At 54.8% G+C, this 11,808-nt stretch carries 11 protein-coding genes; 1 reads left to right on the plus strand and 10 read right to left on the minus strand.

Annotated elements, in window-relative coordinates; all coding sequences use genetic code 11:
- Positions 1 to 106: 106 nt before the first annotated feature.
- The 10 genes from rpe to gmk all read right to left on the minus strand — a co-directional run bounded on the left by rpe (position 107) and on the right by gmk (position 11,295).
- Complete coding sequence (gene rpe, locus HMPREF0494_RS02620) at positions 107 to 760, minus strand: ribulose-phosphate 3-epimerase (protein WP_040458694.1); 654 nt, start codon at positions 758 to 760, stop codon at positions 107 to 109.
- 11 nt (positions 761 to 771) lie between these two features.
- Positions 772 to 1,665: a ribosome small subunit-dependent GTPase A gene (rsgA, locus tag HMPREF0494_RS02625; protein ID WP_007123380.1), complete on the minus strand. Its 894-nt coding sequence runs from the start codon at positions 1,663 to 1,665 to the stop codon at positions 772 to 774.
- A gap of 16 nt (positions 1,666 to 1,681) precedes the next feature.
- Positions 1,682 to 3,598: a Stk1 family PASTA domain-containing Ser/Thr kinase gene (gene pknB / locus HMPREF0494_RS02630; protein WP_007123381.1), complete on the minus strand. Its 1,917-nt coding sequence runs from the start codon at positions 3,596 to 3,598 to the stop codon at positions 1,682 to 1,684.
- A gap of 15 nt (positions 3,599 to 3,613) precedes the next feature.
- On the minus strand, positions 3,614 to 4,345 hold the full coding sequence (locus tag HMPREF0494_RS02635) for a Stp1/IreP family PP2C-type Ser/Thr phosphatase (RefSeq protein WP_007123382.1): 732 nt from the start codon (positions 4,343 to 4,345) through the stop codon (positions 3,614 to 3,616).
- Between the two features lie 18 nt (positions 4,346 to 4,363).
- Positions 4,364 to 5,710, minus strand: a complete 1,347-nt coding sequence (gene rsmB, locus HMPREF0494_RS02640; protein ID WP_007123383.1) for a 16S rRNA (cytosine(967)-C(5))-methyltransferase RsmB — start codon at positions 5,708 to 5,710, stop codon at positions 4,364 to 4,366.
- A complete protein-coding gene (gene fmt, locus HMPREF0494_RS02645; protein WP_040458695.1) occupies positions 5,703 to 6,656 on the minus strand; it encodes a methionyl-tRNA formyltransferase in 954 nt (317 codons plus the stop codon). The genes rsmB and fmt overlap by 8 nt, the downstream gene beginning before the upstream one ends.
- A gap of 18 nt (positions 6,657 to 6,674) precedes the next feature.
- Positions 6,675 to 9,104 carry a primosomal protein N' gene (gene priA / locus HMPREF0494_RS02650; protein ID WP_007123385.1) on the minus strand — a complete coding sequence of 810 codons (2,430 nt, stop codon included), beginning with the start codon at positions 9,102 to 9,104 and terminating at the stop codon, positions 6,675 to 6,677.
- The gene (gene coaBC, locus HMPREF0494_RS02655) at positions 9,105 to 10,307 is read right to left on the minus strand and encodes a bifunctional phosphopantothenoylcysteine decarboxylase/phosphopantothenate--cysteine ligase CoaBC (protein ID WP_040458696.1); all 1,203 of its coding nucleotides are present in this window, start codon (positions 10,305 to 10,307) and stop codon (positions 9,105 to 9,107) included.
- Between the two features lie 152 nt (positions 10,308 to 10,459).
- Positions 10,460 to 10,678, minus strand: a complete 219-nt coding sequence (gene rpoZ / locus HMPREF0494_RS02660; RefSeq protein WP_007123387.1) for a DNA-directed RNA polymerase subunit omega — start codon at positions 10,676 to 10,678, stop codon at positions 10,460 to 10,462.
- Positions 10,675 to 11,295, minus strand: coding sequence for a guanylate kinase (gene gmk, locus HMPREF0494_RS02665; protein ID WP_003713505.1), 621 nt, complete (start codon positions 11,293 to 11,295; stop codon positions 10,675 to 10,677). Before gmk ends, rpoZ begins: the two co-directional genes overlap by 4 nt.
- Positions 11,296 to 11,456: 161 nt before the next feature.
- Between gmk and HMPREF0494_RS02670 the strand changes: the two genes are divergently transcribed.
- Entirely contained in the window at positions 11,457 to 11,795 is a 339-nt protein-coding gene (locus HMPREF0494_RS02670; protein WP_007123389.1) for a hypothetical protein, read from the plus strand.
- The last annotated feature ends 13 nt before the right edge of the window (positions 11,796 to 11,808 follow it).

Here is an 11,808-nt window from a genome sequence, read left to right on the forward strand (position 1 = left end):
TTTGGAAAACACAGACGGCTTCCAAGGTTTGACTGAACACCCCTGGAAGCCGTCTATTTACCGCAGACCCGCTAAGAATTGCCCAGCGGTATCCGCCAATTTCAACTTACTTCGTCGCGTTTCGTAACGCTTCAATCCGCTCTGCCGGGTCATCAGCATTGAAAACATAGGATCCGGCGACCGCAACCGTCGCTCCGGCCTGGTAGCAGTCCTTAACGGTCTGGTCATTAACCCCGCCGTCGACTTCGATGTCAAAGTCATAACCCTTTTCACGCTTAATCGCGTTTAACTGGGCAATCTTATCAACCGTTTCCGGAAGGAACTTCTGCCCCCCGAAGCCGGGGTTAACGGTCATTACCAAGACCTGGTCGACCATGTGCAATACGGGCTCAATCAGGGCTACCGGAGTACCGGGGTTGATAACAACCTCCGCCTTGACCCCGCCGTTCTTGATAATTTGCAGTGCCCGGTGAATGTGCTGGGTTGCTTCAACTTGAACCCCAATGATGTCAGCACCGGCATCGATGAACATTGGCAAGATGTGTTCTGGACTTTGAACCATTAAGTGAACGTCCAGAGTCATATTCGTCACCGGCCGAATCGCCTTGACGAAGCCCGGTCCGTAGGAAATGCTTGGCACAAACGTCCCGTCCATCACATCGATGTGCAGGTATTCGGCTCCCGCCTGGTCAACCTTTTCAATGTCCTTTTGCAAGTTTACGTAATCAGCACTCAAAATCGATGGTGCAACCTTAATCATTCTAAATTCCCTCATTTCTTGTAATTTGGCTTCTGGTTGACGATGATGTCATGAAACTGGACATAGTCGTCATACCGACTCTTCATGATTATACCATGTTCCAGCGCGTCCTTCACTGCACACGCCGGTTCTTTCAAGTGCAGGCAGCCCCGAAATTTACACTCGGGTGCCAAGCGCCGCATCTCCGGAAAAAGCATTGGTAATTCTTCCACCGTCATATCAAAAGTTTCGTAGGACGAAAAGCCGGGAGTATCAGCAATCAGTGCCCCGTCAACATCCAGCAGACTTACCTTACGGGTAGTATGCCGACCCCGCTTTAGGGCCTGAGAAATCTCTCCGGTCGCCAGGTCCAGCCCTGGAACCAGGTGGTTTAAGAGGGTCGACTTGCCGGCCCCGGTCTGCCCCATCATCGTGACGACCTTGCCGACCAGCAGGCCCTTTAACTTTGACAGCTGGTCCGCCGCAAAGGGGGCCTGGTGGCAAAATACCTGGTAGCCGATCTTGGCGTAGCCCGCTGCCACCTCGCGCAGCTGTGCGTACTGGCCCGCCGTCAGCAAGTCGGTCTTGGAGAAATAGATTACCGGGGTAATCCCCTGCTCCTCAAGCCCCACGAGCTGCCGGTCAAGCAAGTTCGGCGAAAAGACCGGTTGGGTCGCAGCCGTGACCACCACCGCAACGTCAATATTAGCTACTGGCGGTCGAACCAGTAGGTTGCGGCGGTCCAGGATCTTGAGCATGTAGCCCGCCGTCCCGTCGTCGTTAACCGCAAATTCGACGTGGTCGCCGACTACCGGTTTGACCTTCTTTTGCCGAAAATTCCCCCGGCCCCGGGTCCGGTAGAGCTGCCCGTCCGCCAGTACGTCATAAAAGCCGCTCAAGGACTGCTGAATTATTCCTGTCTTCACGTCACACCTCCATTGCTTAACTTGTGATGTTAGTCGCACTCATAATTGTGCGGCCATTGCGGACCACCCGGTAAGCGCCCATTTGACCATTTCGTAAGGTAAAGGGCACGTTGATGGTGGTTTCCTGGTTAATCGTAATGTCTTGATATTCCATCGTCAGATTGTGGTTGGCGTCCCGGATGTAGATCTGGACCCGGTTTTCCCGTTGGCCGCCGTTGCCGTCAAAAGGAATATTAATCTGGATATTGGTCGTCTTCGTCTGGTTGCCGGAATTAGCCAGCGTCACGGTTAGGGTATCACCGTGGTTTAGCACTCCGCCAGCCTTGGGCGTCTGGCTAATCACGTGGTTGGTTGCCACCGTCTTGGACTTCTTTTCCTGGGTGGTCAGCTGGAGCTTATGCTCGTTAGCAAACTTTTGCACAACGCTGATGTCCTGGTTCCGGAAATTAGGGATCTTAATGTCCTCTTTCCCCGCGCTCACCTGGAAGTTAATCACGTTCCCCTGGGTAGCAACTACTTTTCCCTTGCCAAAGTTCTGCTTAATAATCATCCCCGAATCGACCGTATCGGAATGGACTTCCTGCTTCCGAACCGTAAAGCCCTTGGCACGAAGGGAAGCGGCCACGTCAGCATAGTCATCGCCAACGTAGTCCGCCATTGCCATGTTTTTGACCCCGGTGCTGACCGTCAAGTCGACGGTACTGTTCACCCGCTTCTTTGAGCTGGTCCCCGGGGTCGTCGAAATAACGTGGTTCTTATCAGTCTGCTTGCTGTTAACCCGGGTAATATTACCCACGCGAAGTCCCTGCCGGTTGAGGGTCCGTTCGGCCTGAATCGGCGTTTGCCCCTCAACATCAGGAACAATCACCTGACGAAACATGAACCACCAGCTGGCAAATGCCAGGCCAATAACGGCCAGGGCCGCGATCCCGGCCGTCCAGTAGCGAAAGTGGCGACTAGTAGCGGCGGCTGGCGTCGGCTCGGCCTTGGTTCCCTGGTCCGCCGTCTGTTTGGCATCTGCCGCCCGGATTTGTTTGGCGATTTCCGCAGCGGAAAGGACCTTGGTCTTGCCATCATCACACTCGGCACGCCATTTTGGCTCATCCTTCCGGGCGGAATCAAGGCTGGTCGCCAGGTCAACTGCCATTTCCTGCACGCTGTCATACCGCTCGTGCGGGTTCTTGGCGGTTGCTTTGAGCACCACGTTTTCCAGGGCTTGCGGAATCTGGCTATTCACGGTCCGCACCGATGGAATATCCTCCCGGAAGTGTTTAAGGGCAATTGAAACTGCCGTCTCCCCCTCAAAGGGAACCGTCCCGGTCAGCATTTCATAAAGGATAATGCCCAGCGAGTAAATATCTGACTGTTTAGTTGCAATGCTCCCCCGCGCCTGTTCCGGCGAGAGGTAGTGAACCGACCCCATTAAGGTGTTAGTCTGGGTCAGTGAATTTTGGGAGGTCGCAACCGCAATCCCAAAATCAGTAATCTTAATGTTCTTATTAGCGTCAATCAATATATTTTGTGGTTTTAGGTCCCGGTGGATAATCCCCCGATTGTGGGCTGCTTCAACCGCCGACAGCACTTGCTCCATAATGTCCACTACTTGGGGCAGCGGGATCGGATAATGCTGCTTAATGAACGCCTTCAAGTCCGTTCCCTGCACGTACTGCATCACCATGTACTGCATTCCGCTATCTTCGCCAACGTCATAGACCCCGACAATATGAGGGTCATTCAGCTGAGTAGCTGCCAATGCTTCGCGGTGGAAACGCCGCTTAGTGTCTGGATCATCCCGCAAATCAAGCCGCAGGAGCTTAACGGAAACATCGCGATCTAAAACCAAATCATGAGCTAAGTAAACGTTTGCCATTCCGCCCTCACCTAGGGAGCGGATAATCCTGTATCGGTGACCGATTATGTCTCCAGGATTCATACTCAACCCTCCTGGCTATTCTTCGTTTAATCCAATTAAGACGGTGATATTATCTGGACCACCAGCCGCATTCGCCAGTTGTACCAACTGCTTGCACTTGTCACTGCTGGACGCCGCAGTCATCAGAACTTCCTTGATTTTTTCCTTGTCAACGGTCTTGAACAGGCCGTCTGAACACATCAATAGTTGGTCACCAGGAGCAAATTTAAACCGATTTACTTCGATTCGGGCGTCAGGGGAAATCCCAATTGCCCGGGTAATAATGTTGCTCTGGGGAAGTTTTAGGGCCTCGGCTTCGGTAATATCGCCGCTTTTGACTAATTCATTGACCAGGGAATGGTCGATTGTCACCTGGGTCATCAATTCATCGTGAAAAAGATACCCCCGGCTATCGCCGATATTGGCCACTACTAAGGTCTTTGCAAAGGCAATTGCGGCCACCATCGTCGTTCCCATTCCCTGATAACTTGTTTTTTCTTTTGATTTTTTTAGAATTTCATCATTAACTAGCTGGGTTTCCCGAGCGAACCACCGGATTGCTTCCAGCGGGGTCTCCGGACCAGCCGTCATAAAGCGATGACCAAGTTGTTTGACAGTGATTTCCGCCGCAACGTCCCCACTGCGATTGCCACCGATTCCATCGGCAATCACCACTAGCTGATTCCCGCGTTGATTGGTAAATTGGGCAACCCGGTCCTGATTTTGCGACCGCTGGTGCCCAACGTCTGTTTGATAAGCAACTTGCATTCTAGTGCTAATTCCCTTCTAAAGAATCCGTTGAAGATTACTGATAAAGAACCCGTCTGAGCCATAATCAGCGGGCAGAATCGTCAACGTGGCTGATGCTCGATCATCTTTTAAGTTCCGTGACGTTTTGGTAGTGAGCAGCCGAAAGTCGGAATGCGCCGCCAGGAACTCCTGGACGGTCTGCTCATTCTCTTGCTGCAAAATCGTGCACGTACTATAAGTGATTATACCGCCTTTTTTCACTTTTGGGGCAACTGCATTTAAAATACTTCCCTGAATCTTATGGAGCTTCTGTGAATCAGCCAGACTTTTGGTGTAGCGAATCTCTGGTTTGCGGCGCAGCAGGCCGATCCCGCTGCATGGTGCGTCGACCAAAATTTTATCAAAAGTTTCATCGGCAAACTCGTCAGCGACCCGGCGGGCATCCAGGGTGTGGGTAACGACCCGGTCGGCCATGTGCATTCGGGACGCGTTCTTTTGAATCAGCTTGGTTTTATGCTCGTGAATATCTAAGGCGTCGACCCGGCCGCCAGTCGCCGGATCAAGGCGTTCTGCAATTTGTACCGTCTTGCCCCCCGGCGCGGCACAGGCGTCTAAGACCCGGTCGCCGGGCTGAACGTTCATGCTGTCAACGGCCAGCATCGCGCTTTCGTCCTGGACCGTAATCTGCCCGGTAGCAAAGAGGGCCGAGCCCAAGAGCTCGCCCTTCGTAATTACCAGGGCATTGGGGGCCACCCTGCTCTTTTGAAATTCAATCCCGGCTGCGCGCAACTGGGATTCCACCGTCGCCAGGTCCGTGACCGCGGTATTCACCCGCACCACCAGCCGGGCCGGATCGTTGACTGACTGCAGGACCCGCGTCGCTTGTGATTGTCCATACTGGCTGACCAGTTCATCGACCAGCCAGCGGGGAACGCTAAACTGCACCGCGAGCCGCTCGGATTCGTCCCGGAGCTGGTCAAAACGAGGGAAGCCTTGACGCAGGACTGCGTGCAGGACGCCCGTCACAAATTTTCGAATCCCAGGGTTTCCCCACTGCTTAGCGATCTCGATTGTTTCGTCGGTCACCGCCCAATCCGGAACCCGCTCTAAATACTGGTATTGGTAGAGGGCCGTGAGCAGGAGGGTTTCCACCCAAGAATCTAGCTTCTTGCCTTTGACAAACGGTTGCAGCCAGTATTCCAGGGTCAGCTGGCGCTGGAGGGTGCCGTAAACGATTCGGGTTGCCAGCCGCCGGTCATTGTCGTTCAGCTGGTGCTTGCTGAGCAGCTGGTTTAGCTGCAAGTTGGAATAGGCACCCCGCCGGCGAACCCGGTCGAGGGCCGTCAGCGCTACTTCCCGTGCCGTCATTTTCTTATTAGTCATCGCTTACCGCTTGTGCTCCTTCCGTTAATCCCTGGTGACCATTTAGGTAGGCGGTAATATCCATTGCCTGTTTCCCAGCTGGCTTCAACCGATTAACCTGGTAGGTCGTGCCGTTACCCGCCGCCAAAACCAGCTGATGCTTAGTTGCCCGAACGACCTGCCCCGGCTGCAAACTGGTCTTTTCATCCAGGGGGGTCACGTCGTAAATCTTTGTCCTTAAACCATCGATTACCATGTTGCCCAAGGGTGCCGGCCGGAGTCCCCGAACCTTGTCATCGATCCGGTCCGCTGGCAAGCGGTAGTCAATTCGTTCCTGGGCCGTCGAGATGTTCGGCGAAAAGACAACCTTTGATTCGTCCTGAGGGGTGGCGGTGGCGGTCCCGGCAACCAGCTGCGGGAGCGTTTCTAGTAGCAAGTCGCGGCCGAGGATGCTCAGCTTATCAAACATCGTGCCGTTATCATCGTCCTTTTCAATCGGGATGGCCCGCTGGGCAAGCACGTCCCCCGCATCCATCTGCTTAACCATGTACATGATGGAAATACCGGTTTCAGCATCCCCGTTGATAATAGAATACTGGACTGGCGCCCCGCCACGGTACTTTGGCAGGAGGGAACCGTGGACGTTAACCGCGGCAATCTTAGCGGCAGCAAGCAGCTTACTCGGCAGGAATTGTCCGTAGGCGGCTGTAATCAGCAGGTCCGGCTGGAGGGCAATAATTTCATCCATCTCCGGGCTCTTGTTGAGCTTCGCTGGCTGCAGCACCTTGATATTGTTGGCAACCGCCAACTGCTTGACCGGCGACGGGGTCAGGACATGCTTGCGGCCAACCCGGTGGTCAGGCTGGGTCAGGACTGCCTGCACGTCGTACTCTGGCCGGTCTAGCAGGCCCTGTAAGATTGGTACAGCAAATTGGGGAGTGCCCATAAATACAATTGATGTGGTCATTAACGTTCATCCTTTCATTTACATAAAATACTGGGGATCGGGGTCGATGCTTACCTGAACATCCTTGAACCCCCTGCTCTGCGTCTTTTGCATAATTTCCTGCAGGGTTTTGTGCAGGGCCGGGTCCTGCTTGTACTTGATGACAATTTGGTAGTAGTAGCGCCGTTTCATCCGCGCGATTGCCCGGGGGGTCGGCCCCAAGACAATCGTTTGCGGGGCCAGGCGCTGCTCAAGCAGGGTTTTAATCTCCGCCATTGCGCGGGCGGCCTCCTGTTCCTCCGGGTGGCTCGCCATCAGCCGGACCGTATAATAATACGGCGGGTAGCTGGCCTGCCGGCGCAAGCTCATTTCCTGGTAGAAAAAGCGGTCGTAATCATGGTGCTGGGCATCCTGAATTGCGTAGTGGTCCGGGTTGAAGGTTTGAATAATCACCTGGCCGGCTTTATCAGCCCGGCCGGCCCGACCGCTGACCTGGCTCAAGAGGTCAAAGGTTCGTTCACTCGCCCGAAAATCCGGAAGACCCAGGCCGGTGTCCGCATTCAGCACCCCCACGAGGGTCACGTTGGGAAAATCCAGGCCCTTGGCAATCATCTGGGTGCCCAGCAGGACGTCAGCCTGGTGGTCGCCAAATTGGCGGAGCAGTTTTTCGTGCATCCCCTTGCGTCGGGTCGTGTCAACGTCCATCCGGATAATCCGGGCCTGGGGAAGCAGCTGTTCCAACTCCGCCTGAACCTTTTCCGTTCCCGTGCCGTAATAGCGAATATGACGACTATGGCAGTGGGGACAGACCTGCGGAATCGGCTCCTCGTGACCGCAGTAGTGGCACTTCATCGTCCGGGTATCCATGTGGAGAGTTAGTGAAATGTCGCAGTTTGGACATTTCAGAACGGTCCCACAGTCCCGGCACATCATAAATGAAGAAAACCCCCGCCGGTTAAGCATCAAAATACTTTGTTCTCCCCGGGACAGGCGGTCATTAAGGGCAGTGAGCAACGGCAGCGAAAAGTTGCTCTCGCCCCGCCGCTTAATCTCGGGCCGCATATCAACTACCTGAATCGGCGGTAGCGGCTGCCGGTTGACCCGGTGCGGCAGGCGGAGAAACTGGTAGCGCCCCTTCAATGCCCGGGCCCGGCTTTCCAAGCTCGGGGTAGCGGAACCCAGGACTACCGGTGCACCATGGTAACGCCCCCGCCATTTGGCAACCTCACGGGCGTGGTAACGGGGGGCCTCGTCCTGCTTATAGCTGGACTCGTGCTCCTCATCCAAGATAATCAGCCCAAGCTGCTTGAGGGGCGCAAAGACGGCGGACCGGGCGCCGACCACTACCTTAGCCTCGCCACGTTCGATCCGCCGCCATTCGTCGTACTGTTCACCGTTTGCCAGACCGCTATGGAGAACCGCTACCTGGGAGCCGAAGCGGCGTCGGAAGCGATTCACGATTTGGGGGGTCAGGGAAATCTCCGGGACGAGCATTAGGGCAGTCCGGCCCTCCGCCAGTGCCTGGGCAATCGCTTGCAAGTAGACCTCTGTCTTGCCGCTGCCAGTAACCCCCTGAAGCAAAAACGTAGTCGCCTGCCGGCTGTGCACTTGGGCACCAATCGCGTCGACCGCCCGCTGCTGATCAGCGTTGAGCTGGAGCGGTGCTTCCAAGTGATGGTCATCGGGAAGCCGATCATCTGCTTGCGGGGTCCGATAGACTTCAACCGGCACCTTTTCCAGCCAGCCCTTTTTGACCCCCTGGTTGATGGTCGCTGCCGAAATCCCGGTTTGCTGTTCTGCCTGTTTTTGCACGACCGTCCGCCCAATAATGCTTTGCAGGTAGGAAAGCAGCCGGTTTTGGGCGTGGGCGTTGGGGTGAAGTGAGGTCCGGGCATCTTCCAGGGCTTCAAAATCAAGCCGGGGCCGAATTCCGGTAATCGTTTTCGCCTTGGCCCGGTTTTCGACCTGGTAGTCAAAGCGGACCTTTCCCGCCCGTTTCAGCTTTAAGAGGCGGGCAATCGCTTCCGGCTGGTTTTCAAAATCCGCGTAGTCGCGAAAGTCACGCCCGGCAAAGAGGTCATAGTAATCCTGTTCGGCAAGCTCATCGACGACCCGGACAATCCGGTGCGCCTTGCCCTTGAGGAGGTTCGGCAGCATCGTGTAGAGGCAGGCAATCCAAAAGGAATAGGTCTGATCCGCCAGCCACTTGCTAAGCTCCAGCAATTCCCGGTTCACCACCGGCTGAAGATCCATGACCGCTTGAATCGGTTTTAGCTTTCCCTGGTAGTCAGTACCGTCGGTAAAGCCGACGACGAAGCCCTGAACCTGGCGGTGACCATTACCGAAGGGCACCACCACCCGGGTTCCAACCTGCAGCTGCTGTTCTAGCAATACTGGGACCTGGTATGTATATGGCCGGTTAGTCTGCATCGTGGGAACGTCAACTACCACCTGCGCCAATTCCACCATTTAATCACCTGATTTCATCTTTTCTGCCAGTGTTTCAACCAATTTTGCGGCCACCGCCGTCTTCTTCATCCGGGGCCATTGTTCCGGCTGCCGGCCGGTCTGCAGGAGGGTCACCTGGTTTTCCTCACTGCCAAAGGCCCCGCGGCTTCCCGCAACACTGTTGGCAACAATCAAATCCGCGCCCTTCTCTTCAAGTTTGCGCTGGGCATTGGCAAGCAACTGCTGGGTTTCCGCCGCGAAGCCGACTACGAGCTGCCCGGGCCGCTTGTGGCGGGCAACCGTTTTTAAAATATCCGTGGTTTCGGTCAGGTCAAGCTGCCATTTGGCTTGCCCCGCCCGTTTTTTAACTTTCTGGTTAGCAACATTTTGGGGCCGATAATCCGCTACCGCGGCAGCCATTACCAAGGCGTCCGCAGCGGCAAAACTATCTTGAACCGCCCCCAGCAGGTCTTCCGTTGTTTCAACCCTAACGTTGGTTACCAGCGGGGAGGTCGGCAGGGGCACGCTAACCTGTCCGGTAATCAGGGTGACCCGGGCCCCGGCCGCTGCCGCCGCTGCCGCAATGGCGATCCCCATCTTGCCTGACGAACGGTTGCCGATAAAGCGGACCGGGTCAATCGGTTCCCGGGTGCCACCGGCCGTAACCACCACCCGCTTTCCCGCCAGCTGGCCGGCGGGGGCAAGCAGGGATTGGACCTGGTCAACAATTGCGGCCGGCTCAGGCATCCGCCCCTTACCGGCATAGCCCTCGGCAAGCATTCCGTCAACCGGGCTGATGACCGTTACCCCGTCGCTTTGCAGCTGCTGGAGGTTCCGCTGGGTTGCGGGCGCCTGCCACATATGACTGTTCATCGCCGGTACGACAACTTTCGGGGCACTGGTCGCCAGCAAGGCCGTTGACGCGGCGTCGTCCGCCAGTCCCAGCGCCATTTTAGCAAGGATATCCGCCGAAGCCGGCACCACCAATGCCAGTTCGGTCCAGTCCGCCAGCGCGATGTGCGGAATGGGGTCGTTATCATCCCAGAGCGAGGTCAAGACCGGCTGCTTAGTGAGGGCTGCCAGGGTCGCCGGCGTTACCAGCCGGCAGGCAGCCGCCGTCATCACTGTCCGTACTTGGTGCCCCCTTTTCTGTAACCCCCGGACTACTTCCACACCCTTGTAGGCCGCAATACTGCCCGTCAAATAAACCGTTATCCTTGCCATCATCTCACCCCATCGTTATTCTTACTACCTTTTGATTATAGCATTTACAGCAGCACTCATGCGAGAGCCGTGCGCCTTAAACCGCCAAAGCAAAAAGGGCCCTAGTATTCAGCCAAGTGAATACCAGAGTCCCCGCCAATAATATTTCGATCCTAGTCCTGCAAGTCTTCCGTATGGTCAGGATCAATCGTCACCTTGTCCGCCAAAATTTCTTCGAGGGCCTTGCCGACCGACTTGCTTGATTCGTAATGGTCAAGCAGCGGTGCCGCGCCGTTATCCAGCTCATGGGCCCGCTTGCTAGCCAGCATAACTAATGAATAACGGGAATCAATCCGCTTCAGCAATTCATCAACTGATGGGTAAAGAATCATTTTTCTGAATCTCCTAACATATCAAGATACCGTGGCATTACCCGGGGAACCCGCAACCGCTCCGTCCGGATAATGTCCTTAATTTTTGCCACCGCATTCGGCACTTCATCGTTTACAACGGCGTAATCATAATTCTGCATCATCTGGATCTCACCAAAGGCCTTATGGATCCGCTTATTGATTACTTCCATGCTGTCCGTTCCCCGGTGAATCAACCGCTGCTTCAACTCGTCCAGGTCCGGCGGGGTCAGGAAGATAAAGACCCCATCCGGCACCTTAGAACGAACCTGCATCGCGCCGTTAACTTCGATTTCCAGGAAAACATCCTTTCCCGAATCCAAAGTTTCATTAACATATTTTAATGGGGTTCCGTAATAATTGTCAACATACTTTGCGTATTCCAGCATTCCACCGGTCTGAATATGGTGTTCAAACTCTTCTTTAGAAACAAAGTAGTAGTCAACCCCGTTGACTTCACCTGGGCGGGGCTTACGGGTAGTCATTGAAACCGAGTATTGAAAATCATTATCATTTGAATCAAAGATTGCCTTGCGCACCGTCCCCTTGCCAACCCCAGAGGGCCCAGAAAGGACAATTAACATTCCACGATTTGCCATCTTGTAACTCCTATCCAAAATTAACGTATTACTACTATAATGCACTACCTCCGCCATAAAATCAACCAGATCAGCTGATCGCCGGGTAAAAATTAGTCCTTGCTTTTCTGAACAGTTGTTCGTATAATGAGTTTACAAACAAATGTTCGGAAGGTGACATCATGCAAGAAGTCAAAGCCCATTCACTATTAAATAAAGCGCCGCTGCTCACCCGGGTAGTCGGTCGGCTATTTGACGACGAACCGATTACGGCCAGCCAGCCGGCGGTCCGGCTCCTTAACCCGCAGTCGGCTGACCAGCGGCAACGGTTTATCCAAACGGCCATTCAGCGGCACTATACCGTTTTCCTTCAATTACTTCCCGCTAGTGAAGCTGGCCGGGTAGAAAACGTCCGCGGTCAAATTAAGCCCCTCCAGGCCGGCCGGTACCTGGTAACCACTCCCCACGCTAGTTACATGGTCCGTTTTGACCAGGTGCGTTATATCGCCCACCTTGATTAATATCCCAAATTGT

Source organism: Limosilactobacillus antri DSM 16041 (assembly GCF_000160835.1).
Taxonomy (GTDB): Bacteria; Bacillota; Bacilli; order Lactobacillales; family Lactobacillaceae; genus Limosilactobacillus; species Limosilactobacillus antri.